The 23,942-nt window shown below is 42.9% G+C and carries 25 protein-coding genes and 1 tRNA gene; 3 read left to right on the forward strand and 23 right to left on the reverse strand.

The window, feature by feature from the left end; translation table 11 throughout:
- Positions 1–128 precede the first annotated feature (128 nt).
- The 5 genes from D8802_RS03870 to D8802_RS03890 all read right to left on the reverse strand — a co-directional run bounded on the left by D8802_RS03870 (position 129) and on the right by D8802_RS03890 (position 6,613).
- Positions 129–1,058, reverse strand: coding sequence for an ATP-binding cassette domain-containing protein (locus D8802_RS03870; protein ID WP_125394856.1), 930 nt, complete (start codon positions 1,056–1,058; stop codon positions 129–131).
- Between the two features lie 10 nt (positions 1,059–1,068).
- Positions 1,069–2,136 (reverse strand): ABC transporter ATP-binding protein, encoded by a 1,068-nt coding sequence (locus D8802_RS03875; RefSeq protein ID WP_125394857.1) that lies wholly within the window; start codon positions 2,134–2,136, stop codon positions 1,069–1,071.
- An 8-nt stretch (positions 2,137–2,144) separates the two neighbouring features.
- Positions 2,145–3,071, reverse strand: coding sequence for an oligopeptide ABC transporter permease OppC (oppC, locus tag D8802_RS03880; RefSeq protein WP_000103934.1), 927 nt, complete (start codon positions 3,069–3,071; stop codon positions 2,145–2,147).
- Positions 3,071–4,567: an ABC transporter permease gene (locus D8802_RS03885; RefSeq protein WP_125394858.1), complete on the reverse strand. Its 1,497-nt coding sequence runs from the start codon at positions 4,565–4,567 to the stop codon at positions 3,071–3,073. Before D8802_RS03885 ends, oppC begins: the two co-directional genes overlap by 1 nt.
- Positions 4,568–4,633: 66 nt before the next feature.
- Positions 4,634–6,613, reverse strand: coding sequence for a peptide ABC transporter substrate-binding protein (locus D8802_RS03890; protein ID WP_125394859.1), 1,980 nt, complete (start codon positions 6,611–6,613; stop codon positions 4,634–4,636).
- A 304-nt stretch (positions 6,614–6,917) separates the two neighbouring features.
- On the opposite strand from D8802_RS03890, the gene D8802_RS03895 reads away from it, so the two are divergent.
- A tRNA-Cys gene (locus tag D8802_RS03895) sits at positions 6,918–6,988 on the forward strand.
- A 138-nt stretch (positions 6,989–7,126) separates the two neighbouring features.
- Here D8802_RS03895 and D8802_RS03900 read toward each other — a convergent pair.
- The 11 genes from D8802_RS03900 to D8802_RS03950 all read right to left on the reverse strand — a co-directional run bounded on the left by D8802_RS03900 (position 7,127) and on the right by D8802_RS03950 (position 15,916).
- On the reverse strand, positions 7,127–8,458 hold the full coding sequence (locus D8802_RS03900) for a hemolysin family protein (RefSeq protein WP_125394860.1): 1,332 nt from the start codon (positions 8,456–8,458) through the stop codon (positions 7,127–7,129).
- Between the two features lie 140 nt (positions 8,459–8,598).
- Positions 8,599–9,423: a DNA/RNA non-specific endonuclease gene (locus tag D8802_RS03905; RefSeq protein ID WP_125394861.1), complete on the reverse strand. Its 825-nt coding sequence runs from the start codon at positions 9,421–9,423 to the stop codon at positions 8,599–8,601.
- A 40-nt stretch (positions 9,424–9,463) separates the two neighbouring features.
- On the reverse strand, positions 9,464–9,655 hold the full coding sequence (locus tag D8802_RS03910; RefSeq protein WP_000791880.1) for a DNA-directed RNA polymerase subunit beta: 192 nt from the start codon (positions 9,653–9,655) through the stop codon (positions 9,464–9,466).
- Positions 9,645–10,925: a UDP-N-acetylglucosamine 1-carboxyvinyltransferase gene (gene murA, locus D8802_RS03915; protein ID WP_125394862.1), complete on the reverse strand. Its 1,281-nt coding sequence runs from the start codon at positions 10,923–10,925 to the stop codon at positions 9,645–9,647. Before murA ends, D8802_RS03910 begins: the two co-directional genes overlap by 11 nt.
- Positions 10,926–10,947: 22 nt before the next feature.
- Entirely contained in the window at positions 10,948–11,178 is a 231-nt protein-coding gene (locus D8802_RS03920) for a DUF1146 family protein (protein ID WP_125394863.1), read from the reverse strand.
- A gap of 55 nt (positions 11,179–11,233) precedes the next feature.
- Complete coding sequence (locus D8802_RS03925) at positions 11,234–12,271, reverse strand: SepM family pheromone-processing serine protease (RefSeq protein WP_125394864.1); 1,038 nt, start codon at positions 12,269–12,271, stop codon at positions 11,234–11,236.
- Complete coding sequence (gene coaD, locus D8802_RS03930) at positions 12,255–12,743, reverse strand: pantetheine-phosphate adenylyltransferase (protein WP_125394865.1); 489 nt, start codon at positions 12,741–12,743, stop codon at positions 12,255–12,257. The genes D8802_RS03925 and coaD overlap by 17 nt, the downstream gene beginning before the upstream one ends.
- Entirely contained in the window at positions 12,733–13,272 is a 540-nt protein-coding gene (gene rsmD / locus D8802_RS03935; protein ID WP_125394866.1) for a 16S rRNA (guanine(966)-N(2))-methyltransferase RsmD, read from the reverse strand. The genes coaD and rsmD overlap by 11 nt, the downstream gene beginning before the upstream one ends.
- Positions 13,273–13,336: 64 nt before the next feature.
- The gene (asnA, locus tag D8802_RS03940; RefSeq protein WP_125394867.1) at positions 13,337–14,329 is read right to left on the reverse strand and encodes an aspartate--ammonia ligase; all 993 of its coding nucleotides are present in this window, start codon (positions 14,327–14,329) and stop codon (positions 13,337–13,339) included.
- Positions 14,330–14,437: 108 nt separating this feature from the next.
- On the reverse strand, positions 14,438–15,121 hold the full coding sequence (locus D8802_RS03945) for a Bax inhibitor-1/YccA family protein (RefSeq protein ID WP_125394868.1): 684 nt from the start codon (positions 15,119–15,121) through the stop codon (positions 14,438–14,440).
- A 54-nt stretch (positions 15,122–15,175) separates the two neighbouring features.
- Complete coding sequence (locus tag D8802_RS03950) at positions 15,176–15,916, reverse strand: TrmH family RNA methyltransferase (protein ID WP_125394869.1); 741 nt, start codon at positions 15,914–15,916, stop codon at positions 15,176–15,178.
- A gap of 33 nt (positions 15,917–15,949) precedes the next feature.
- On the opposite strand from D8802_RS03950, the gene D8802_RS03955 reads away from it, so the two are divergent.
- Positions 15,950–16,228, forward strand: a complete 279-nt coding sequence (locus tag D8802_RS03955) for an acylphosphatase (RefSeq protein ID WP_001174620.1) — start codon at positions 15,950–15,952, stop codon at positions 16,226–16,228.
- A gap of 77 nt (positions 16,229–16,305) precedes the next feature.
- Positions 16,306–17,226: a membrane protein insertase YidC gene (gene yidC / locus D8802_RS03960; protein WP_125394998.1), complete on the forward strand. Its 921-nt coding sequence runs from the start codon at positions 16,306–16,308 to the stop codon at positions 17,224–17,226.
- A 74-nt stretch (positions 17,227–17,300) separates the two neighbouring features.
- On the opposite strand, the gene pflA is transcribed toward yidC, so the two are convergent.
- The 7 genes from pflA to rpe form a co-directional block, all read right to left on the reverse strand.
- On the reverse strand, positions 17,301–18,095 hold the full coding sequence (gene pflA / locus D8802_RS03965; RefSeq protein WP_125394870.1) for a pyruvate formate-lyase-activating protein: 795 nt from the start codon (positions 18,093–18,095) through the stop codon (positions 17,301–17,303).
- Positions 18,096–18,212: 117 nt separating this feature from the next.
- Positions 18,213–19,469, reverse strand: coding sequence for a diaminopimelate decarboxylase (locus D8802_RS03970; protein WP_125394871.1), 1,257 nt, complete (start codon positions 19,467–19,469; stop codon positions 18,213–18,215).
- 66 nt (positions 19,470–19,535) lie between these two features.
- On the reverse strand, positions 19,536–20,363 hold the full coding sequence (purR, locus tag D8802_RS03975) for a pur operon repressor (protein ID WP_002874197.1): 828 nt from the start codon (positions 20,361–20,363) through the stop codon (positions 19,536–19,538).
- A gap of 104 nt (positions 20,364–20,467) precedes the next feature.
- A complete protein-coding gene (locus tag D8802_RS03980; RefSeq protein ID WP_042903155.1) occupies positions 20,468–21,409 on the reverse strand; it encodes a 3'-5' exoribonuclease YhaM family protein in 942 nt (313 codons plus the stop codon).
- The gene (locus D8802_RS03985; protein WP_185758192.1) at positions 21,399–22,655 is read right to left on the reverse strand and encodes a DNA recombination protein RmuC; all 1,257 of its coding nucleotides are present in this window, start codon (positions 22,653–22,655) and stop codon (positions 21,399–21,401) included. The genes D8802_RS03980 and D8802_RS03985 overlap by 11 nt, the downstream gene beginning before the upstream one ends.
- A 1-nt stretch (position 22,656) precedes the next feature.
- Positions 22,657–23,319 (reverse strand): thiamine diphosphokinase, encoded by a 663-nt coding sequence (locus D8802_RS03990; RefSeq protein ID WP_125394873.1) that lies wholly within the window; start codon positions 23,317–23,319, stop codon positions 22,657–22,659.
- Positions 23,282–23,938, reverse strand: coding sequence for a ribulose-phosphate 3-epimerase (gene rpe / locus D8802_RS03995; RefSeq protein ID WP_125394874.1), 657 nt, complete (start codon positions 23,936–23,938; stop codon positions 23,282–23,284). Before rpe ends, D8802_RS03990 begins: the two co-directional genes overlap by 38 nt.
- Between the last annotated feature and the right edge of the window lie 4 nt (positions 23,939–23,942).

The following is a 23,942-nucleotide window of genomic DNA, read 5'->3' on the forward strand; positions in this document are numbered from 1 at the left end:
CCCCCCCCCCCCCCCCCCCCCGAATCCCTTTGTCAAGCCTTTTTCAGCACTTTTTTAAAAAAATTCACAACTAGATGACTCCCGTAAACAAAAAAATGAGAAGACCTTTCGGTCCTCTCCTAGTCTGTTTATTTTTTAAGAGCTTCTTTGTATCGAGCAACTTCCGCTTGGTTAGCCCAAACATAGTGACCTGGACGAATTTCTACCATAGATGGCTTGTCTGTCTCATAATCATGTTGGTCAGGATCGTAAACTTTCAAGACCTTCTTGCGTTCCAGGATTGGATCTGGAATCGGTACAGCAGATAGAAGCGCCTGAGTATATGGGTGGACAGGATTGTTAAACAACTCCTCTGTCTCTGCCACTTCGACGATAACTCCCTTATAGATAACCGCGATACGATCTGAGATAAAGCGAACAACTGACAAGTCATGCGCGATAAAGAGATAGGTCAAGCCCAACTCTTTTTGGAACTTCTTGAGCAAGTTCAAGACTTGCGCACGCACTGATACGTCCAAGGCAGAGATTGGCTCATCCGCAATAACGAAATCAGGTTCCATCACAAGGGCACGGGCAATCCCGATACGCTGACGTTGACCACCAGAAAACTCGTGTGGATAGCGGGTCAGGTGTTCTTTCAAAAGTCCAACTTCATGAATCATCTTTTGAACTTTTTCTTTTCGATCTTCTTCGTCTTTGAACAAGTGGTAGTTGTAAAGACCTTCAGAGATGATATAGTCAACTGTCGCACGCTCATTCAAGCTGGCTGCAGGGTCCTGGAAAATCATCTGGATACGACGGATTAAGTCTGCTGATTCCTTATGAGATTTTTTTCCATTGATTTTCTGGCCATCAAAGATGATTTCACCTTTACTGGTATTATTTAGACCAATAATGGCACGACCAATCGTTGTTTTCCCACTACCAGACTCACCTACAAGAGAGAAGGTTTCTCCCTTGTTGATAAAGAAGTTGGCNTTTTTAACCGCCACAAACTTCTTACTTCCTTCACCGAAGGAAATTTCTAAATCTTTAATTTCTACTAATTTTTCAGACATTTCCTTCCTCCTAGTCTTCTAGATGAGCAAAGCCCATTTTATCACGAATCTTGTCATGCAAATCTGCAATGACTCCAGGTTTTTCAACTTTAGGAGCATTCTCATGGAGCAACCAAGTCTTAGCCCAGTGGGTATCAGTGACTGAAAACTTAGGTGCCTTCTCTTCAAAATCAATTTGCATCGCATAATCTGAACGAAGGGCAAAAGCATCACCTTTCAACGCAGTATAAAGAGACGGTGGTGTTCCTGGGATAGAGTACAATTCCCCTTTGTCATCAGCGAGCTGAGGCAGGCTAGACAAGAGACTCCAAGTATATGGATGACGTGGATCATAGAAGACTTCCTCAACGGTTCCGTATTCTACAATTTCCCCAGCATACATGACCGCTACCTTATCTGCAATACTCGCTACCACACCAAGGTCATGGGTGATAAAGATAATAGTAAAGTGGTACTCATTTTGCAAGGTTTTAAGCAAATCAATGATTTGCGCTTGAATGGTTACATCAAGGGCCGTTGTTGGCTCGTCACAGATCAAGATATCTGGACGACAAGCAAGGGCAATGGCAATAACGATACGTTGGCGCATCCCTCCAGAATATTGGAAAGGATACTCGTCAAAACGTTTTTCAGCGTCTGGAATTCCGACTTTGTTCATATAGTCGATTGCCATCTCTTTGGCTTCCTTAGCTGTTTTCCCTTGGTGTTTAACGATAACTTCTGTGATTTGGCTACCGATTGTATTGATTGGGTCCAAACTTGTCATAGGGTCTTGGAAGATAGTCGCAATTTTAGCACCACGAATCTTCTCCCATTCTTTGTTAGAAGTAAGAGCGGTCAAGTCTTGTCCACGATAGTCGATGCTTCCTTGGGCAATACGTCCGTTGTCTTCTAACATCCCTGTAAAGGTTTTTGTTAAAACAGATTTACCAGAACCGGACTCACCTACCAAGGCAAGAACTTCTCCTTCAATCAGGTCCAGAGAAACTCCTCGGATAGCCGTCAGAACTTTGTCACGAACGTCAAATTCCACGACAATATCACGAGCAGTCAAAATTACATTATTTTCTTTTGTCATGTCTACTCCTATCTATGTGTACGTGGATCACTAGCGTCCGCTAGGTTTTGACCAACAACGAAAAGAGATAGGGATACCAAGATCAAGGTTGTCAACGGAATCCAGAACAAGTAAGCGTTGGTCGTAACGTTTTGTGAGTAATCTGAGATCAAACGTCCCAAACTTGGCACTGTTACAGGCAATCCCAATCCAAAGAAGGAAAGGAAGGCTTCATAAGAGATGAAACTTGGCAACATCAAGGTCATTGTAGAAACAATAACAGATACCAATTGTGGCATGATGTTTTTAACGATGATTTTAAAGGTTGGCGTTCCAAGTGTTTGAGAAGCAAGGTTGTATTCCAAGTCACGGTAACGCATGATTTGGATACGAATCATATAAGCAATCCCAATCCAAGTTGTCACACTCATGGCAAAAATCAAATTCCAGAAACCAGCACCAATTGAGTAAGTCAAGACAATGACAATCAAGAGAGATGGAATGTTTGAAATAATGTTATAAACTTCCATCATGACGCGGTCAACGGATTTTGAAATTCCCCAAATTCCACCAACAATAACTCCAATCACAAGGTTGATAAAAGTGGCAATGACAGAGATGAGGATAGAGTTACGCGCCCCAAACCAAACCCCGTCAAACAAGGATTTACCATTGCTATCTGTACCAAACCAATGCTCAGCATTGGGCTTGATAAAACGAGCAGAGAAGTCATTGACCTTACTTACATCGTTGAAGTCAAAATCTGAGAACATTGGGTAAATAAAGCTCATCAAGATAATGGCAACCAAAATTCCTAGCATAAAGACTGTTGATTTTTTCTTTAGAAACTGTCTAAATACAGAACCCCAATATGAATAGGCAGGAGCATCAATTGTTTCAGAGGCAAAATCGTCACGTTTTACGAACTGAAATTTTTCTTTTCCGATTGTTGACATTATTTGCCTCCTTTCTCTGTCAATTTAATACGTGGGTCAAGCATGGTCATCCAGATATCTCCTACAAAGAGTGAGAAGATAGAAATACATGTGAAGATGAAGACGAGACCAACTACCATTGAGTTGTTTGATGCCTTAACAGAGTCAATCAACATTTTACCCATACCTGGGAAAGCGAAGACCGTTTCTGTCAATGTTGCACCACCAATAACCCCGATTACGGCACCAGGAATACCTGAAACCAAAGGAACCATGGCATTTTTAAAGATGTGTTTATTTGAAATTTCTTTTTCAGACAGTCCTTTTGCACGAGCAAAACGTACAAAGTCCTGAGATTGCAAGTCGATCATGTAACGACGGATCCAGATAGCTATACTTGGCGCACCCAATAGACCTAGAATAACTGCCGGCAGGACATAAGAACGCCAATCTCCAGCCCCCAAGATAGGGAATGAATCTGGAAGACCAATGGATGATCCAATCAAACGCACTATGTAAACCAAGGCAATCGTTGGAAGGGCAAGCAAGAAGGTCAGAGCACCTGTCGAGAAGCTGTCAATCCAAGTGTTCTTGTGACGAGCCATGGCAGATCCAAGTGGAATAGCAATCGCATAAGAAATAATCAAACCGATCAAACCAGCAACAGCCGAGCTTGCAATCATTGATGGATATTGATAATTGCTTTCTGTAGCTGTATATGGATCGTCTTTGCCATAGTTAGCTACCTCACGCGCATCTGCTTGACTTGGTGACTTGTAGGTACGAGAGTAAATATCTACAGAGGAAGTCTTTTTACCCGTAGGGAATTGAACTTCTGATGTCTTAGTTTGTCCCTGACCTTGTGTGATAACTTGAAGTACTGGTGTGTTTGCATAAGTTGGGTAAGAATCTCCCAAGTTAATGTTCACAAAATTTTGGTGTACAAATGGGAATTGATTGTTGAAATACAAAAGGTATTTATGTTTTGTTCCTGAACCAACCAATGACCAACCGATAGCAGGGTCATTTTCAAAACGAAGATAACGTTGCAAGTTTGGATTTTCAGGGTCTTGAATCTTGTTTGTATGATCAATATCAATCAAGTTTGAATAGAATTTGAAAACACGTTCAAAAATCGGAATTTCACGCGTAGCGTAGAATTGACCACTTTCTGAGAATACACCGAGTGTCCAACCATTTCCCAGTTGGTTAATGTATTTTTCGTAGATTGCCTTATTGGTATCATTGGCATCAACTGTTACAGAAGAGTCCACTGTGCTTGCTTTTTCTTGCAACTCCTTGGTATCGTAGTACTCGATATAGCCCATCCGCTCATAAACGGTGTTTTCATAATTATCCCGCTTATCAGCCGTCGTTGCAATCTTGTTATAGTTGGTATCCTGCTTGAAAATCAGTTTTCGAGGAACCATCGTATAGATAATCGTGTAGGTCAAGGTTGTCACCAGAAAGATAGACACCAATGAACGCAATACACGCATAAAAATATATTTCTTCATATCGTTTCCTTTTAAAATCCCAAAAGAACCTTCTCCTCATGGAGAGAAAGTTCTCTTGAGAGTTATTTATTTAACGTGATTAGCCAATTCTTTTTGAACTTTTTCGTTTGATTCTTTTTTCTCTTTGAGCCATTTTTCACGAGCTTGTTCATATTCCGCTTTTGTTACAGTCTTACTTTGTAATTTAATGTATTTGAAGTAAAGGTCTGAACTCTTGTCTCCAGATTGGCTATAAGAAGCTGTGAATGGTACTACACGAGAAATGAATGGTGCTGCACCGCTACCAGACATGGCAGGGATAAAGAGAGAGCTATCTGTCAACCAAGCTTGAGCTGCAGCGTATTTCTCATAACGAACATTCAAATCACTGGTTTCTTTAGCGGCTTCATCAACTAACTTATCGTATTCTTTCAAGCCAACTTTGTCAACTGCTGGGTTCGCTGGATCGTCAAATCCCATGTATGTCTTGGTTTGCGACTTGTTTGTTGATTTGAGGATATCAAGGTAAGTTGATGGATCTTCATAGTCTGGATTCCATCCAACGGCACCTGAAAGATCCCAGTCCTCTGCTGCTGCATTTGGTGCATGGTATGTGATATTCAATGCCTCATCTTTAGAAATTTGATGAATATCAATGACTACGTTTTCTTCTCCGAGCACTTTTTCAACTGTCTGTTTGAAGGATTGGATACGAGCAACATACCCTTTGTTTGTTTGATCTACTGGAATATCCAAATGGATTGGGAATTTCACCCCTTCAGCTTCTAATGCAGTTTTAGCTTTTGCAAGTTCTGCTTTGGCCTTATCTGCGTTGAAGAGTCCATCTTGACCATCCGCAAAGTTTACGTTCTTCCACTCATCACCATAAGCTGCCATCTTCTCAGTTACCAAGTCACCGAAGGTCTTGTCACCCGCAGAGACAAAGTCTGGTTTTACAAAGAGGTTACGAACTGCAAGAGGAGCACCTTCTTTACCATTGATTTGCGCTGAATAAGCTGTACGGTCAACGGCAAAGTTCAAGGCCTGACGGAAGTCTTTGTTAAGAAGGGCTTTCTTAGTTGACGTTTTTTCTTCGTCAATTGTTTTAGCGGTGTATTTGTAACTTTGACGGTCAATATTTACACCCAAACCAGTGATTCCTGGTCCAGCTGGTGTGTAGTAGATATTGTCTTTGTAGGTCTCCGCTACTTTAGAGTAGTTTGAACTTGTGGGGAAGAGACGAGCATAGCTATAGGCTCCACTTGTAAAGTTCCGTTCAAGAGACTCTTGGTCTGATCCGTCATAGAAAGCGAGGGTGACTTTATCAAGATGAACATTTTCCTTATCCCAATATTGTTCATTCTTCGCAAACTCGATAGAAGACTTGGCAGTCAAACCTTTCAGCAAGAACGGACCATTGTAAAGTAATGATGTAGGATCCGTTGGTTTGGCAAAATCATCCCCTTTTGATTTTTCAAATTCTTCATTTAATGGCCAGAAGATTGAGTAAGCCATCTTAGAGTTCCAGTATGGTTCTGGTTGGTTCAATGTATACTCAAGAGTATAATCATCAACTGCCTTAACACCTACTGTAGAAAAGTCTTTTGAATTTCCTGCCAAATAGTCAGACAAACCTTTAACAGAATTCTCTGCTAGATAAAGCGCTTCTGACTTTTTATCTGCTGCGTGTTTTAAACCATTTACAAAGTCTTTAGCTGTCACTTCAGCATATTCTTCCCCCTCAGAGGTGAACCATTTGACACCTTTACGAATCTTATAGGTATAGGTCAAACCATCTTTTGAAACTGACCAGTCTTCTGCAACTGCAGGAGTCAAATTCCCATATTTGTCATTCGTAAAGAGACCATCAATACCATTTGAAGTGGCTAATTTAGTACTTTGTTTCCCTGAAATGAGGTAATCCAATGTTTCTGGGTCAGATGAATAAACATAACCAAAAGTTTTTGGTGCTGCTGAATCAGATGTTTTTGAAGAACTGCAAGCAGCTAGTACTCCTGCTGTCAATAAAGCAATACCTGCTGTAACAAATACTCTACTTTTTTTCATGTATATAACTCCTCTTAAAAAATTTAGGCTTATTGCCAATTATACCATAGATTTCTCAAAAAGTAAACGAATTTTCAGAATATTTAGGCGTGTAACCACAAAAAACTTTCATTTATCAAATTTTTCTATTCTTTGTTTGCTATCTATGGAATCAAAAGGGAAGTTAAGGCTCTATAAAGCCTGATTTTCAGATTTTCTCTCCCCATTTTTCCATCCAATCAGAAAGGGCAAGCTTCTAAATTGGATTTTCGATTAAGAAACTATTGACGTAGAATCATTTTCAAGGTATAATATTAAACGTTGAGGCGGTATAGCCAAGTGGTAAGGCACGGCTCTGCAAAAGCTTGATCGTCGGTTCAAATCCGTCTACCGCCTTTCAGTACCTGAAGTAACAGGAATTAACCGAATGAAAAGCCCGTAAATCGGGCTTTTTTGTTTTTTTCTTCGGATAAATAAGGATAACTTTGAAAAAACTTTTGGGGCGAATAGAAAACAGTGACGAAAATCACTGTTTTACTCGGTTTCTTCTTCAGGTTCTAGTTCTATGATTTGAACTTTTACCTTGGTAACACGTCCATTTTTCACCTTATCATTGGTCAGGACGATCTGCTTGTTTTGACTGACCAGTTCATAACTGATTTTTTCAGTTGTTGGAATCGTACCAACACCCGTCAAATAATAACCGGCGATAGTATCCACATCATCGCTTTCTAGTTCAACGCCAAAGTAGTCGTTGAAGTCGTTAAGATTCATGGTTCCTTGTGCAATATAGGTATCCTCACCGATTTGATGGACTTCGATTTCTGCCCTGTCCGTTTCATCATCAATTTCGCCGACAATCTCTTCTAGGAGATCCTCCAGAGTTACCAAACCAGCCATACCGCCGTATTCGTCTAGTAAGATAGCCATTTGATTTTGGGTATTTCGAAGCTCTTTAAGGAGGTCGTCCACAAAGATGGTCTCAGGTACAAAGAGTGGTGTTTGGAGGATTCGTTTCCAGACAATATTTTCAAAGCCATCTGCATAGGCGGCGTTTAACAAACGCTTGGTATGAATCAAACCAATCACATTGTCCTTATCACCGTCATAAACGGGAATACGTGAGAAATTTTGCTTCAAAATACTTTCGATAATCGCCTTACTGTCATCCTGAATATCCACCATAAAGGCGTCTGTACGAGGTACCATTAGCTCACGAGCCATTAGTTCATCTAGAGAAAAGATCCCCTGTAGCATTTCAATCTCATCTGCATCTAGTGTTTCTTCACTATTGGTGAGCATGTACTCTATTTCATCACGTGTCATCTTTTCATCAGCATCATCAAAGGTCATTGGTGTCACACGACTCAATAAATTAGTTGAAGCAGATAACAGCCAGACAAAGGGGCTGACAATTTTTCCCAAACCAATAATGATTGGTGCTGTTCGGATAGCCAAGGTATCTTTCAGATTTAGAGCGATTCTCTTAGGATAGAGCTCACCAAAAACAATGGAGATATAGGTCAAGAATGCCAAAGAGAGGAAACTTGCAATGGCGTAAGCCGTCTCTCCGCTTCCCATCCAAGATGCGAACACTTGTCCAAGGGTATCCGCCAATTTGGCCCCTGACAAGATCGTGATCAAGGTGATACCGACTTGAATCGTTGATAAAAAGTGATTAGGGTTTTCAAGTACCTTTAACAAACGTATATAACGTTTATCTCCTTCTTCTGCTTTTTGCTCTACTCGGGCACGGTTTAGTGACACCATAGCCATTTCTGTAGCTGAGAAAAAGGCATTTAAAAAGGTCAATACAACTAAAAGTACAAATTGCAGTAACAAATCCTGACTGCTCGGGTCTTCCATGGTCTTTCTCCTAAAATAGTATCTTGCGTTCCATTATATCATAAATCTGCGTAGGAATCACATTATTTTCTAATTTGCACGATCGCTCCCTTATCGTATGATAAACAAAGGAGCGATTTTTGTTCTTTTGTAGATTGTTTCTAGTTTGTCACCGTGACTTGACCTGTTCGGTAATCAAGCTGGATTCCCTTTTGAACATTTGGTATCAGGACGTTGAATTCCAATTCGCCATCTGAAGACTTGGCTTCTATTTGTGAAGCGGATGGAACTAGGTCCTCATTTGTCGCATAGTGAAGTGTCACGCGGTAACGAACCCTCTTATTTTGGTCCAAGGCTTTTCTGACCAAACTCTCATAGTAGTTCTGCCCTGTCGAATCCTCAGCCTGTGCTTGGTTTGCCCAAGCTGTCTGGACTGCAATGTTCTTGGGATTGCTGGTAGAGGCATCAAAACCATCCAAACCACCTATTAAGGCATAGCCCAGCAAATGCCCTCTATCGACTGCATGTGTATAGGCTCCCTTTAGATTTTTAACCTGGTGCCATCCTGGTGGCGTCCAAGAGGTGGATCCATTTCCAGTCTCTTCACGATTCTTATACTGTCGAGTGGCTTTGGATAAGAGGGCATTGGCAACAGTTGGGACTGTCTCGTTCCCGACTGGTTTTGTTTTATTATCCGCATAGGGTTTGCTAGAAACCTTGGCATCTAGATTGGTTTTATTACCATTAACGACAAAGGCCCCTGCTCCATTCCACTCGAGCCCCCCTTTGATTTGGTTTTTGATTGACTCAGTTAAGACACTTTCAGCCAGCTCCTGACTGGGAGCTTCTGAAGCTTGTTTTTTCTGACTAACTTTGGTTTTAGGCGTGTTTGATGTCGACTGCATCTGCTTGATATAATAGCTACCAGCAGCCAAGAGTAAGAATATAAGTAACCCTACCAGGGACTGTCTCGTTTTTTTGTTCATTTTTCTCCTTATTTCTTTAGAAAAAGACTGGTCTCCCAGTCTAATTTCCTGTAAATTTGCTAATCAATTCCTGCCACTTTGCTGGAGACAAAATCGCCCATGGATCCTGTCCCTTTCCTAGAATCCCGTAGCCGATCATCAAGCCGATTCCTAAAGCGAGGAATCCCAGCAAGAGTACGATAAAAATCAACAGTAAGCGACGGAGTACATAACGTATGTTTTTATTCTTCATCCTTAACCTCAATCCGCTGAATCTTTGCTCCTAGCTGAGCTAACTTCTCATGGAAGCGATAGTAACCTCTATCAAGGTGGACTAACTTACCAACAACTGTTTCTCCCTGCGCTACCAAACCTGTCAGAATCAAGGCCGCACTAGCGCGAAGGTCCGTTGATAGAACTTCTGCCCCCTGTAAAGCCTGTCCCCCAACAATACGGGCTGTATCACGGATAATCTCCGAATGCAAGCCCATACGGCGCATTTCCTCTAAGTGTTGGAAGCGATTCTCAAACACCGTTTCCACCATGGTGGATTCCCCTTTTACGACTGTCATCAGCGCTGTAAATTGAGCCTGCATATCTGTCGGGAATCCTGGATGTGGCAAGGTTTTTACATGAACAGCCTTGAGATTTTCCAGTTGAGAACGGACACGAATACCTTCCGACTCCTCTGTCACCTCAACTCCCATTTCAAGGAGTTTGGCAATCAAGGGGCGATTGTGTTCCCAGACTGCATCTCGAATGAGGACATCTCCACCTGTCATAGCTGCCGCTACCATAAAGGTCCCAGCTTCGATACGGTCCTGTACCACATTATGAGTCGTACCATGGAGTTCCTCGACACCAGTCACTGTGATTGTTTCGGTACCAGCTCCCTTGACCTTGGCCCCCATTTCATTAAGGAGAATAGCAAGGTCAACAATTTCTGGTTCACGCGCAGCATTTTCTATCACTGTCACACCATCAGCTAGAGTTGCTGCCATCATCAGGTTTTGTGTTGCGCCGACACTAGGAAAGTCCATGTAGATATGAGCGCCATGCAGGCATTCCGCCTTGGCTTCAATGTAACCAGCTGTCTGGCTGATCTTAGCCCCCATAGCTTCCAAACCCTTGAGGTGGAGATCAATCGGACGACTCCCAATAGTGCAACCTCCTGGCATGGATACCTTGGCATGGCCTACACGAGCAAGGATTGGTCCCAAGACAACGATGGATGCCCGCATCTTGCTGACATACTTATACGGAGCTTCCTCAGTGATATCACCAGTCGCATCGACCTCGACAACATGAGCTTCCTCATCAAAGTCCACCTTGGCATTCAGACCTCGAACCACTTGATTCATGGTGAAAACATCTGACAAGATTGGAACATTCTGCAAGACTGTCTTACCCTTGCTTGCTAGAATAGTCGCTGCCAACAAAGGTAAGACGGCATTCTTTGCTCCCTCGATGGTCACACTCCCGACCAGACGATTATCTCCGCCTTGAACCACAATTTTTTCCATAGTTTTTCCTTTACTTTTGATTTTATAACAGTCCTATAAACGCTTCTTGCCACAGTTGGTACAAACTGATAAAGAATGAACTCAAGATGTAGCCCATTACAATACTAAAGAAGCCGACCAACAAACGAACTTTTTTTGTGTTAGTAGCGGTCACTTTTAAAACCTTTTCCCATCTCACAAGGTCCTTCAAAAGGTAAAAACTCAAATAAATAAAGAGTATATGACTACTTAGAGTGAATAATAATTGAACCATTTGACTATTATACCATCTTATCCGCTTACGCGCTAGTTTTCGATTTTTCTACGGATTAGGGATTGTTTTTAAGGTAATCAATCGCATCCTGCAAGGTTTTTACAGGCACGATTTTCATCTCTGTCTTGATTGTTTTAGCAGCTTCTAGGGCTGTTTCATAGTTGCTTTTCGCATTGGGATCTGCTTTTTTTGCTTCTTCGGTGACTGGATTGTCAGGAGCAAAAAAGATGTTGGCTCCCTGACGAGAGGCTGCAACTACTTTTTTGTCAATTCCACCGATGTCACCAACATTTCCATCGCGATCAATGGTTCCAGTTCCCGCAACGATGCGGCCATTACGAAGTCCTGGATCTGCTATCTGGGTGTAAATAGCTAGACTAAACATAAGACCGGCACTGGGACCGCCGATACCAGCTGTGGAGAAGCGAATGGGAACATCACTTGTCACTTCCGTACGGTCAATCAAACCAATCCCAATTCCGTTTTTCCCGTTTTCGAGAGTGATAATTTTACCTTCAGCAGTCTTGACTCTTCCGTCTTCTTCATAGGTCACCTTGACTGGATCTCCTAGTTTTTGAGAGTTGACATAATCAATCAAGTCTTTGGAACTGTCAAACGTTTTGTCATTAACAGCCGTCACTGTATCCGCAATGTTCAGAATGCCCTTAAAAGTTGAATTTTCTGTCACGGTCAAGACATAAACTCCCAAGTACTTGAGCTCGATATCCTTGCCAGCCGTCTTCAAGCCTTGATACTTGGCCATATTTTGGGATGTTTGCATGTAGAACTGATTGATCCGCATAAACTCTGCATCAGTAGAGCCACCCGTAGTCTCCTGAGCGCTTCTAATATCCGTAAATGGAGTCAGCCAAGCATAAACAAGATGCGACAAAGTTGCATGTCGAATACCGACTGTTACAAACTGGTAAGCTCCTGCTTCTGTGTCTTCTGCTTCATTGACTTTTAAAACTTGACGAATATCTTCCGCTCCACCTGGAACTTCTATGTAGTAAGGTAAAGGTACTACAAAGGCTAAAAAAGTCAATACTAGTGCTAGGATGACATATAAGGGCCATCTAGTTTTTTTCTTCATGTTCTAATTCCTCCACAACACTGTTTGGGACATATTGCTGAATCTCCTGACCAAACTTCAGAAGTTCTCTCACGGCTGAAGAGCTGATATAAAGATGCTCTGGGCGACTATATAGGTAAATGGTTTCGATTTTTGGAGCCAGTTGATGATTGTAGTAATCAAAACTAGATTCATATTGCAAGTCTGTGGCATTCCGCAAGCCACGGACAAGGGTATTAGCACCCAGTCTTCTTGCAACATCGACGACTAGCTGGTCATGAGAAGCCAACACCTCTACATTACCTAAATGCGCCACAGCTTTTTCAACTGCTCGTTTGCGATTTTCAACAGGGAGAAAGCCTTGTTTGTGGGGATTGTAGAAAACCCCGACATAGAGCTTATCAAAGAGTTTGCTGGCACGTTCAATGATGCCCAGATGTCCATTTGTCATCGGATCAAATGATCCTGTAAATAATCCAATTTTATCTGACATAGACTGTCACCTTACTAATCCCATATATTTTTTCCTTCCAGATGCCTAAGCAGGCGATTTCTTCTGGAAGTTCTACAGACTTATCGGTTTCGCAGACGACCATGATCTCTTCGGAGAAAAGGTTTCTTTCTGCCATTTTTTCGATATCTGCAACAATTTGTTCTTTTGCGTATGGAGGGTCTAAAAAGACCAGATCAAAAGGACCTGTTACTTGCTCCAAAGCACGCTCCGCATCCATCTTTAAGAGCTGAAATTTAGAAACTTCTTTGGTCATCTGGATATTTTCAGCGGTGATAGCTTGTGCCTTTCGATCCCGTTCCACTAAGACAGCATGGGACATGCCACGCGATACTGCCTCAATAGATAGACCGCCACTGCCAGCATAAAGATCCAAGACACGACCACCCTCAAAATAGGGGCCTATCATGTTAAAGATAGCTCCACGCACCTTATCTGATGTCGGCCTCGTCGTCTTGCCTTCTAGCGTCTTGAGGGGACGCCCTCCGTAGATTCCTGATACGATTTTCATACCGTTTATTATACCAAATTATAGGCAAAAAGAGAAAGAAAACCGAACCTTACGGTTCGATTCCCTACAAGATATTTTCGTAAGTATCGCGGACTTCTTGAGGCCAGACACTGGTCTGAACTTCTCCAATGTGTTTCTTACGAAGCAGGAACATGGCCATCCGAGACTGTCCGATACCCCCACCGATTGTCAATGGGAAAAGGCCGTTAAGCAGAGCCTTATGCCATTCCAACTCAAGACGATCTTCGTCTCCTGTAAGGGCAACTTGGCGACGAAGCGTGTCTTCATCTACCCGAATCCCCATTGAGGAAAGTTCAAAGGCACAACCAAGAGATTCGTTCCAAACCAGAATATCTCCATTTAGCCCCTTGTAGCCATTCTCAGACTCTGTTGTCCAGTCATCGTAGTCAGGCGCACGGCCATCATGAGGTTTTCCATCTGGTAACTCTCCACCAATACCAATCAAGAAGACTGCACCAAACTCTTTACAGATCGCATTTTCACGCTCTTTTGGTGTCAAGTCTGGGTAACGTTCTACCAACTCTTCTGTATGGATAAAGGTGATTTGTTTTGGCAAGATTGATTCGATATCATAGCGAGCTTCCACTGCTAGCTCTGTCAGACGAATAGCCTTGTAAATCTTTTCAACTGTTTCTTTAAGATAAGCGATATTGCGTTTTCCATTTGGAATCACTTTTTCCCAGTCCCACTGGTCTACATAAACAGAGTGGGTCGCATCCAGTGAATCTTCATCTGGACGAAGAGCCTTCATGTGGACAAATAGGCCTTCTCCTTCTCCAAAACCAAAGCGAGCCAAGGTGTGGCGTTTCCATTTGGCTAGTGAGTGAACGACTTCATAGGTTTCATCTGGAATCTGCAAGACCTTGACAGATACTGGATGTTCGACACCGGACAGGTTGTCCTGCATACCATCGCCGACCTTGCTCAAGATAGGACCTTGAACCTCGACAACTTCTAACTTATCTTTCAAATACTGGGTAAAAGTGTTCTTCACAAAGGAAATTTCTTCTTGCTGATGAATAAAGCTTTTCTTCATAACTACTCCTAAAAAATTAGTTAAAAGCATTATACACCTATTTTCAGGAAAAGGAAAGAGTAAATAAGAAAAAGTCAGCGCACTTTCGAATACTGACTCTATAATTCTTTAATCGTTTCGACCAAAGATTCGTAAGATGCTAAGGAAGAGGTTGATAAAGTCTAGGTAGATGCTGAGCGCCATTGAGATGACCCAGCCTGTTGCTACTTGCCCTCTTGACTGCTCATAAACATAGCGAATCTTTTGGTTGTCCCAAGCAATCAAACCTGAGAAAACCAAAACCATGGCAATACTAATCATGTAGTCAAAGAAGCCACTAGCCAAGAAAATATTCACAATCATGGCAATGATGAGGCCGACAAGCGCCGCCATCAGAGCTCGACCCATTCCACTTAAATCTTTCTTAGTGAAAATTCCGATTGCTGCCATGACAAAGAAGAGAAGGGCGCTGGATACAAAGGCTGATAAGACGGTCCCAGGTGTATAGAAGGCTACGATAAAGCTAAGTGTGAAGCCATTTAAAACAGAATAAATTAAAAATACTGGGAGAGCCGCTGGGCTGTTTTTAGCAGCCATACTACTTGCGACAAAGACCAGACCAAGTTCTGCAAAAGTTGCAATCATCAACCAGAGACGACCATGCATTAAAAAGTAGACTAATTGGGACTGAAAGACTGTCAACATCAAAGCTGACACGAGAGCTGACAGACCAATCCCAAGTCCCACAAAGGCATATACCTTAGCGTAAAATTGATTGAGACCTGAACGTTCTTGAATAATCGTTTGATTCATTCCGATTCTCCTTTTTCTATAAATATGTCTTGATTATAACAAAGTTTTTATAAATTAGCTGAAATAAAACATCAAAATACCTGCGGCAACTGCCACGTTGAGGCTCTCTGCCCGACCTTTCATGCCAATATGAACCAGCTGATCAGCACTCTCAGCCATGACAGAACTAATCCCCTGTCCTTCATTTCCCATGACTAAAACAAAGTCTTCTAGGGGAGAAAGATCACGATAATCCTTGGAATCTCTTGATAAGGTCGTTACCAGAATGGGCAAATTGCTCTTCTTTGCCTCTTCTATAAAGGAAGCACGAGACATCCGATAGATGGGCAAGTGGAAATGACTTCCTTGCATGGAACGCAAGGTCTTGAGACTGTAGATATCCGCCGACTTATCTGAAACAATGACTCCTGTGAAACCGGCCGCATCCGCAGTCCGAATCATGGTGCCAACATTGCCAGGATCTTGGACATCTTCTAAAAATAGAAACTTACCTTGACGAAGATCAGGCTGCCCCATTTCTTCTTTTTGAATCACTGCAACAATCCCTTGAGGGGTTTGCGTATCTGCCAAGTCCCGCAAAATCTCCTCTGAAACCCAGACAGTTTGAGGAAAAGCAGCTAACCGATCTCGGTAACTTTCCAGGGCAAAAATCTTCTCAATCGTCACTCCAGATTGAACAGCTTCTTCAAACAAGTGCCAGCCCTCAATCAAATAAGCAGACTTTCGATATTTTTTTTGATGTAATTTCTTGGTATTTTTTACCACAGAATTGGCTTTTGAGGTTATAATAGTCATAGAAATATTATAACACAATTAAAGGGGGTTAGTATGCAAAAGGTTAGAATGATTGCCCAAGGTAGGGTGCAGGGTGTTGGTTTTCGCTGGGGTGTTTATACTCTAGCGCTTGAAATCGGTGGCATCACTGGTCGTGTCTGGAATAATGACGATGGCACAGTGGAAATTCTTGCTCAGGCAGACTCCTCTGCCACTATGGCAAAATTTATCCAAGAAATCCGTAAAGGTCCAACGCCTTTTTCAAAAGTTACCTATCTGGATGTGCAAATGAGCAACTTTTCATCCTACTCGGACTTCAAAGTCGCAAATTAGGTCTTGAGAACTATTGTATATTTTACAAAAAAACAGTAGAATAGAAAGGTATAATTTTTATAGAAGGAATGAAAACATTGAAATCTATTAAACGTTTTGCCCTCTCTGCTATGGGAGTGGCTATGCTACTCGTCTTGACAGGTTGTGTTTCTGTTGATAAAACGACTGGAGAACCAACAGGATTTATCTGGAACACCATCGGAGCGCCTATGGCAGAGGCTATCAAATACTTTGCTAATGATATGGGACTTGGTTTTGGGATGGGGATTATCATCGTCACCATTATCGTGCGTTTGATTATCTTGCCACTCGGTATCTACCAATCATGGAAGGCGACACTTCACTCTGAAAAGATGAACGCTCTCAAACATGTGCTTGAACCACATCAAACCCGTCTCAAAGAAGCAACAACTCAAGAAGAAAAACTTGAGGCTCAACAAGCTCTCTTTGCCGCCCAAAAAGAACATGGTATCAGCATGCTAGGAGGCGTCGGATGTTTCCCTATCTTGCTCCAAATGCCTTTCTTCTCTGCTATCTACTTTGCAGCCCAACATACTGAAGGGGTCGCAGGATCTAGCTTTCTCGGTATCGAACTAGGCTCACCAAGCATGCTCCTCGTAGCCTTTGCAGGTATTCTTTACTACATCCAATCTCTCCTCTCGCTTCATGGAGTAGAAGACGAGATGCAAAGAGAACAACTTAAGAAAATGATCTACATGAGCCCACTCATGATTGTTATCTTCTCCCTCTTCTCACCAGCCAGTGTGACACTTTACTGGGTTGTCGGTGGTTTCATGATGATTCTCCAACAGTTTATCGTCAACTATGTCGTTCGTCCAAAACTTCGTCAAAAAGTACGTGAAGAATACGAAAAGAACCCTCCGAAAGTCAGCCCTTCTGCAGGTGCAAGAAAAGATGTGACTCCTAAGCAGCCTCAGGCTATCACAACCAATAAGAAAAAGAAAAACCGCAACTCTGGCAAACAACGATCTAGATAAGACTCAAAAGGCTTAGCTGAAAGGCTAAGTCTTTTTGCATCACAAAAGCCCGATGTTTCCATCAGGCTTCTTTGTTATCCATGAACACGTTTCATATAGTCTTGATAACTTTCTGTATCCATAAGTTCCTTAGCATTCTTGACACGATCTGCCGTTGGTGGCTTTACCCCTTCAAGTGAATATGGAATCCCAAGTTCACGCCACTTGAATTCTCCCATAGTGTGATAAGGTAGGATTTCAAACTTGTCAACGTTTTTGAGGGTTTTGACGAATTTACCGAGTTCGATCAAGTCATCATCTCTGTCTGTTAAGCCTGGAACCAGCACATGGCGAATCCAAACAGGCTTCCCGATATCTGATAGGTACCGGGCACAGGCCAAGATGTTTTTATTGGTCTGGCTGGTTACAATCTTGTGCTGTTCTTCGTTGATTTCCTTGATATCCAAGAGAACCAAATCTGTCACAGCCATGAGTTTATTAAACTTTTCGAGATAACGTGGTGTGTTACGGAAAGGAAGGGCACAGGTGTCCAAGGTACAGTGAATTCCTTTTTCCTTAGCCTTGGTAAAAAAGGCGATCAAGAAATCAATCTGCAAGAGGGCTTCTCCTCCACTAACAGTGATTCCTCCCTTGTCTCCCCAGAAACCACGATAGCGAAGGGCTTCTGTCAAGACATCATCTACTGTCCGTTCGCGTGATTTATTGGTCTCCATAGCCCATGTATCGGGGTTATGACAGTACTGGCAACGCATCTGACAGCCCTGCAAAAAGACAATAAAACGAATCCCAGGGCCATCTACCGCCCCAAAACTCTCTGTCGAATGCACCATTCCTGTCACTTGTCCATAGTCAATTGTTTCTTCAGACATATCGTCACCTTCCTTGAAACCGTTTTATAGTTTTATTATATCACGACTTGAGGGAAAAACAAGATTTTTGTCTATTTTTTAGAAAGCAATCTGTTTTTCACTTTCATTTTCATTTTTTTAATGATCGGGTTCAAAATCAAAACCATACAAGGTTGCAAAATAGTCCTCAGGGCGCTCTGCACGGCGGATTTGGCGGGCTTTACCTTCTTCAGTATAGAGGATTTCAGCCGAGCGTAGTTTGGCATTGTACTGGTAACCCATGGAGAATCCATGTGCACCTGTATCATGAATCACCAGTAAATCACCGATTTCTGTATGAGGTAGTTCGCGATTAATGGCAAATTTATCATTGTTTTCACAGAGTGAACCAACCACATCTACAACCTCAACTGGTCCGTCTGGATGGGTCAGATTGGTGATATGGTGGTAAGCTCCGTACATGGCTGGGCGCATGAGGTTGACAGCCGAGGCATCCACACCTAGATAGGTACGATAAGTTTTTTTCTTATGAGTGACTTTTGTGACGAGAACTCCGTGAGGTGCTAACATAAAACGGCCCAATTCAGTGAAAATCTTGACCTGATCAAGACCTGCCGGTGTAAGGACTTCCTCATAAACCTTACGAACTCCCTCACCAATCACAGCGATGTCATTTGGCTCCTGGTCTGGGCGATAGTTGACTCCGATCCCACCTGAAAGATTAATAAAGTCTAGTGAAATGCCCAATTTTTCTTTGATTTCCACAGCTAATTCAAAGAGCTGACGGGCCAACTCTGGGTAGTAGAGATGGGTCACGGTATTGGATGCTAGGAAAGAATGAATCCCAAAAGTCTTGGCTCCTTTTTCCTTCAAAACAGCAAAGGCTTCAAAGAGTTGATCCTTGGTCATACCAAACTTAGCCTCCCCAGGATTGTCCATGATGTCTGTTCCTAATTCAAAGACTCCGCCTGGATTGTAACGACAAGAGATGATTTCTGGGATACCTGTAGCTCGCTCTAGATGCTCAATGTCTTCAAAGGCATCCAAGTTAATGGTTGCACCTAATTCATGGGCATAAGCGTATTCTTGGTCTGGCGTATTGTTTGATGAGAACATAATCTCAGAACCAGGGAAATCCAGTTTATGACTCATCAAAAGTTCTACATAACTAGAGCAGTCCACACCACAACCTTCCTCTTTGAGGATTTTCAAGATGGCTGGGGTTGGAGTGGCCTTGACTGCAAAATATTCCTTAAAGCCCTTGTTCCAGGAAAAAGCTTTGTTGACGGCTCTTGCTTTTTCGCGAATTCCCTTCTCGTCATATAAATGAAAGGGAGTCGGGAACTCTGCAACAATCGTTTCCAAATCTTCATGGCTGATAAATGGTGTTTTCATAAGCATCCTTCTATTCTGTTTGCAAAGAAAGGCTGGGACAATCGTTCCAACCTTTAGTTCTATCTCTTATTTGTCTTCGTCAAAGATATTTCCAATCTCAACATCGATGGATTGGTTCTTAACATCAATATTGGTTACTTTCAAGAGCGACTTGTAATCGAACTGCTTTTCACGTTCTTCTTGGGCATTGTCTGCAAAGACTGCAACGCCAGCTAGTTCAGAGTCAAACTCACGCAAGAGACTAATCATCCCGTTGACCGTTCCGCCGCCTTTCAAAAAGTCATCCACGATCAAGACACGACTGCCTGCCTTGAGACTGCGTTTTGAAAGGAACATTTTCTCAATACGGTCACCGCTGGAACCTGAAACATAGTTGACGCTGACCGTTGAACCTTCGGTAATTTTCAAGTCACGGCGCACAATGACAAATGGAACATTGAGGACATTGGCAACTGCATTTGCGAGTGGCACACCTTTTGTTGCTACTGTCATAACGGCATCGATTTTTTGGTCCATAAAGCTCTTGGCAATGATGCGCCCAATATTTTTCAAAATGGCAGGTGTACTGAGCAAATCAGACAGGTAGATGTAGCCACCTGGCAAGATACGGTCGCTTTCTGAAAGTTTGTCACGCAAGTCTGCGATCATTTCTTTGGCTTCATGACTCGAGATTGATGGTGTAAAGATAACGCCACCACCTGCTCCAGTCACAGTCTGAATATGGCCGATTTCGATTTCCTCAAAGGCACGCTTGATAATCACGATGTCCTCTGAAATCGATGATTTAGCAGATTCGTACTTTTCTGCAAAGGTGTTGAGACTTGTTAGTTTGTATGGATTATTAATCAAATAGTTGGAAATGACAACCATCCGATCACTTCTTCTTAATTTCATTTTTATTTACCATTCCATTTAATTTTGATATTTTATCCATTATACCACATTCACATAAAAAAACGAACATTATTGCGTAAAAAATGCTCGTTTTTCTTAAATTATTAATCTAAATCTGGTTTATAGAAGGAACGATTGTCCATAGCGAAGATTTTATTGGTCATCTCTCCTTTGTCCACCAAAGCTAGAGCTGTTGACATCATCATCATGCTGGCATCTAGATTGTCAATCATATGAATAATCTCTGCCTCCATAATGCGTGGACGGACTGGACTTCCATACTCCAGCAAGCCATGGTGACTGAGGATGACATGGCGCAGTAGCACCACTTCTTCTCTAGTATCATCGATGCCCAGTTCCATGACGGTCTTGGTAATCTCACTATCTATCAGGGCGATATGTCCAAGGAGATTTCCTCGCACTGTGTACTCCGTCTGATCGGGACCACTGAGTTCTAAAACCTTAGCCAAGTCGTGCAGCATAATCCCAGCATAGAGCAGGCTCTTGTTGAGCTGAGGATAGATCTCGCTAATGGCATCTGCCAAGCGCACCATGGTTGCTGTATGATAGGCCAAACCCGTTTCAAAGGCATGGTGGTTGGTCTTGGCAGCTGGATAGGAGTAGAATTCCTTATCATACTTGGTATAGAGACTGCGAACGATACGCTGCCAGACAGGATTTTCTATCTTGAAAATCATTTGCGACATGTAGTCACGGATTTCCTTGACATCGACTGGTGACTTGACCTTGAAGTCAGCTGGATCGTTGGGTTCACCAGGCTGAGGCAAACGAAGCGTGATCTGATTGACTTGAGGAGTGTTGTTATAAACTTCTCGACGTCCCTGCATATGGACGACTTTCCCTGCAGTAAAGGCCTCAACGTTATGAGGTTGGGCATCCCAGAGCTTCCCTTCAATCTCGCCACTATCGTCTTGGAAGGTAAAGGCTAGGTAGTTTTTCCCAGCACGCGTCTGTCTCAGGTCAGCTGATTTGATCAGGTAAAAACCTTCAAACAGCTCATCTTTTTTCATGTGACTAATCTTCATATTCTTCCTCATCTTCTTGGAAATGGAGTAGATCAAGCGCAGGCTCACCTTCTGATAACTCAATGTGACGGAGCGTCCGCTCGATAGCTGTGGTACGACGGTTCAATAATTCATCAATATTGCCAGAGGCATGTTGGAGATGCTTTTGTGCCTTGACCAGAATGCCACCAAACTTGCCAAACTCGGTCTTGATACTAGCAAGAGTCTTGCTGATATGATCAGCACTCTTTTGGATATTGAGAGTTTTGAAGCCAACTGATAGAGAGTTAAGCAAGGCTGATAGGGTACTTGGACCTGCGACAATAATCTGCTCCTCCCGTCTCAAGTCATCAAAGAAGACTGGATTGCGGACGATTTCTGAGTAGAGTCCCTCTGTCGGAACAAATAAAACTCCAAAATTGGTCGTCCGAGGTGGCGCTAGATACTTGCTCTTGATATCCTTGGCAAAGCGCTTGACGCTAGCTAGGAGTGACTTGCGACAACGTTCGATTTCGTCCTTATCGCCTGCTTCATAGGCTTCTTCTAGGCGATAATAATCCGCCAATGGAAACTTAGAGTCAATCGGTAGGTAGACGTATTCCTGGTCACCCTGTCCAGGCAACTTGATAGCGTACTCTACTCGTTCACTGGAGTTTTCAACTGTTGCAAATTCTCGTTCGTACTGGCTAGGAGTCATGATGTCTTCGATGATTTGCCCCAGTTGCAATTCTCCCAGAATCCCTCGCGTCTTGGTTCCAGAGAGAACCTTGTTGAGTGCACCGACATCGCGGGCAACTGTCTGCATTTCTCCTAGGCCACGATTGACAGACTCCAATTGCTTGGAAACTGTCTCAAAGGAAGCCTGCAAGCGCGTCTGCAAGGTCTTCTCTAACTTTTCCTCGACCGTCTGGCGCATTTGTTCTAAACGTTGCTCATTTGATTCCTGCAGGGCTTGAAGGCGTTGGTCGGTCTTATCTCTAGTTTGCAAAAGATTATCTGTCATTTCTTGACGGACTTGCGTCAGGCCTTGGTGCAACTCCATTCGCACTTCTTGCAAACGGTCGCTGACAGCTACTTCCAAATCTTTTTGGTCTAACTGACTGGCTTGTCTGGCTTGGTCAAAGTGGTAATCCAACTGGTCTGATAAATGATCTGCTTGATCCTCCAAGCTCTTGGCTAGGTACTTGTCTTGCTTATCCTGCCTTTGCCAAATCAGAAAGAGTCCAGCTAGGTTGGCAATTAATAATAGTAGTAATACAGTCTCCATCCTACCTCCTGTCCCTGCTATGCAGCACGACGACATAGCCATCTGGGCAAGTTACCGAAACTTCCCTATCTATATATTCGTTAGAAGCGTACACTTTTTTAAAGAAAAAATTCTCCTCTGTCAACTCATACTTGGCACCAAGAATGGTCAACTGGCTATCCCGAACCGGCATAAAGGCTAGATAGTCGTAGTCCGAACGTGGTTGAAGCTGACTGGTCCCTTCTGGACAATAGGCAATCAAATTTTGCCCATCCTCAATCGCTATCTGGCGCATATAGGGTGCCAACTTGGGATTGCTAGGCAGAAAGACATTAGCCAGCATATGGTCAATACGACCACCCAAAGCCCCAAAAATAGTCACCTGAGCCTGAGAATTTTGTTCAAAGATGGTTAAGAGAGCTAGTTCCAGATCGGTATCATCTTTTTCTGGCTGGGCTTGGACAAAATGCTGGGCACGTTTTTGAATCAACTGACGTTCGTCTGCGGTTACCGAATCAAAATCCCCAACTGCTAGAGCGAGAGGCAGATCTTCTTCCAAGACCCAGAGCGAGCCTCGATCCACACCGACAAAGTAATCAAAATTTGTCCGATAGTGACCGCGGTCTCCGCCTGCAAAAACGGCAACCCTAGTCCAGTTGTTTTCTGAGAGTTTGCACTCGTTCATTGACATCTCCCTTAAAGACATAGGATCCTGCTACAAAAACGGTCGCTCCAGCTTCTTTGGCTTGAGCAATGGTCTGGTCATCAATGCCGCCATCGACTTCAATTTCAAAGTTCAAGCCTTTTTCCTGACGAAGGGCAACCAACTGACGAATCTTATCCATGGTTTCAGGTAGAAAGGCTTGCCCACCAAATCCAGGGTTAACCGTCATCACCAAGACTTGGTCAACTAGGTGAAGGACGTTCTTGATAGCCTCGACAGGCGTACCTGGATTGATGACAACCGAAGGTTTGACACCGAGCGAACGAATTTTTTGGAGGGCGCCATGAATATGAGGCGTTGCTTCCACATGAATACTGATGATGTCTGCACCTGCACGCGCAAAGTCTTCTAGATGATGCTCAGGACTTTCTACCATCAAGTGGCAGTCAAAGACCATCTTGCTATGTGGTCGAAGAGCTTCAACCACCCCTGCACCAAAGCTGATTTGTGGTACAAAGTGACCATCCATAATATCGATATGGGCATATTCTGCACCAGTTGCTTCTAGGCGTTTGATTTCACGTTCAAAGTTGGCATAATCTGCTGCCAGAATTGACGGAGCAATCTTGTATTGAGACATAGGC

This window comes from Streptococcus oralis (assembly GCF_003943395.1).
In the GTDB taxonomy this organism is placed as follows: domain Bacteria; phylum Bacillota; class Bacilli; order Lactobacillales; family Streptococcaceae; genus Streptococcus; species Streptococcus oralis_BF.

Bases quoted from the DNA above. Each gene is read 5' to 3' on its own strand.
- D8802_RS03875 (WP_125394857.1), bottom strand. From the start codon at position 2,136: ATGACAAAAGAAAATAATGTAATTTTGACTGCTCGTGATATTGTCGTG.
- oppC (WP_000103934.1), bottom strand. From the start codon at position 3,071: ATGTCAACAATCGGAAAAGAAAAATTTCAGTTCGTAAAACGTGACGAT.
- D8802_RS03885 (WP_125394858.1), bottom strand. From the start codon at position 4,567: ATGAAGAAATATATTTTTATGCGTGTATTGCGTTCATTGGTGTCTATC.
- D8802_RS03890 (WP_125394859.1), bottom strand. From the start codon at position 6,613: ATGAAAAAAAGTAGAGTATTTGTTACAGCAGGTATTGCTTTATTGACA.
- D8802_RS03900 (WP_125394860.1), bottom strand. From the start codon at position 8,458: ATGGAAGACCCGAGCAGTCAGGATTTGTTACTGCAATTTGTACTTTTA.
- D8802_RS03905 (WP_125394861.1), bottom strand. From the start codon at position 9,423: ATGAACAAAAAAACGAGACAGTCCCTGGTAGGGTTACTTATATTCTTA.
- D8802_RS03910 (WP_000791880.1), bottom strand. From the start codon at position 9,655: ATGAAGAATAAAAACATACGTTATGTACTCCGTCGCTTACTGTTGATT.
- murA (WP_125394862.1), bottom strand. From the start codon at position 10,925: ATGGAAAAAATTGTGGTTCAAGGCGGAGATAATCGTCTGGTCGGGAGT.
- D8802_RS03920 (WP_125394863.1), bottom strand. From the start codon at position 11,178: ATGGTTCAATTATTATTCACTCTAAGTAGTCATATACTCTTTATTTAT.
- D8802_RS03925 (WP_125394864.1), bottom strand. From the start codon at position 12,271: ATGAAGAAAAAAACTAGATGGCCCTTATATGTCATCCTAGCACTAGTA.
- coaD (WP_125394865.1), bottom strand. From the start codon at position 12,743: ATGTCAGATAAAATTGGATTATTTACAGGATCATTTGATCCGATGACA.
- rsmD (WP_125394866.1), bottom strand. From the start codon at position 13,272: ATGAAAATCGTATCAGGAATCTACGGAGGGCGTCCCCTCAAGACGCTA.
- asnA (WP_125394867.1), bottom strand. From the start codon at position 14,329: ATGAAGAAAAGCTTTATTCATCAGCAAGAAGAAATTTCCTTTGTGAAG.
- D8802_RS03945 (WP_125394868.1), bottom strand. From the start codon at position 15,121: ATGAATCAAACGATTATTCAAGAACGTTCAGGTCTCAATCAATTTTAC.
- D8802_RS03950 (WP_125394869.1), bottom strand. From the start codon at position 15,916: ATGACTATTATAACCTCAAAAGCCAATTCTGTGGTAAAAAATACCAAG.
- D8802_RS03955 (WP_001174620.1), top strand. From the start codon at position 15,950: ATGCAAAAGGTTAGAATGATTGCCCAAGGTAGGGTGCAGGGTGTTGGT.
- pflA (WP_125394870.1), bottom strand. From the start codon at position 18,095: ATGTCTGAAGAAACAATTGACTATGGACAAGTGACAGGAATGGTGCAT.
- D8802_RS03970 (WP_125394871.1), bottom strand. From the start codon at position 19,469: ATGAAAACACCATTTATCAGCCATGAAGATTTGGAAACGATTGTTGCA.
- purR (WP_002874197.1), bottom strand. From the start codon at position 20,363: ATGAAATTAAGAAGAAGTGATCGGATGGTTGTCATTTCCAACTATTTG.
- D8802_RS03980 (WP_042903155.1), bottom strand. From the start codon at position 21,409: ATGAAGATTAGTCACATGAAAAAAGATGAGCTGTTTGAAGGTTTTTAC.
- D8802_RS03985 (WP_185758192.1), bottom strand. From the start codon at position 22,655: ATGGAGACTGTATTACTACTATTATTAATTGCCAACCTAGCTGGACTC.
- D8802_RS03990 (WP_125394873.1), bottom strand. From the start codon at position 23,319: ATGAACGAGTGCAAACTCTCAGAAAACAACTGGACTAGGGTTGCCGTT.
- rpe (WP_125394874.1), bottom strand. From the start codon at position 23,938: ATGTCTCAATACAAGATTGCTCCGTCAATTCTGGCAGCAGATTATGCC.